The sequence below is a fragment of the Burkholderia sp. SIMBA_062 genome (assembly GCF_046534765.1).
In the GTDB taxonomy this organism is placed as follows: domain Bacteria; phylum Pseudomonadota; class Gammaproteobacteria; order Burkholderiales; family Burkholderiaceae; genus Burkholderia; species Burkholderia ambifaria.
In genome coordinates this window covers 1-263 of sequence record NZ_JAWRYD010000343.1, presented here as the reverse complement: position 1 = coordinate 263, position 263 = coordinate 1, and the positions used below count along the sequence as shown (strand labels likewise).

Annotated in this window: 1 protein-coding gene; it reads left to right on the top strand. The window is 66.5% G+C overall.

Features of this window, described 5'->3' with window-relative positions; translation table 11 throughout:
- Positions 1-24: 24 nt before the first annotated feature.
- Positions 25-263: glycosyltransferase (locus SB786_RS36615; protein ID WP_410731636.1), on the top strand; the 239-nt coding region annotated here is incomplete at its 3' end.

Here is a 263-nt window from a genome sequence, read left to right as displayed (position 1 = left end):
ACGACTGACACGCACGGCGGCCCGATGGCACAAATCATCATCACGGCGATAGGTTCGGCTGGCGATGTGCACCCGCTGCTCGGCGTCGGGCGGGCGCTCGCCGCGCGCGGTCATCGCGTGGTGTTCTGTTCGCATCCGCCATTCGAAGCGGCCGCGCGCCGCGAGGGTTTCACGTTCGTCGCCATCGGTCTCGCCGAAGACTATGCAGCCGCGCTCGCGAACCCTGCGCTCTGGCATCCGCGCACATCGTTCAAGACGTTATG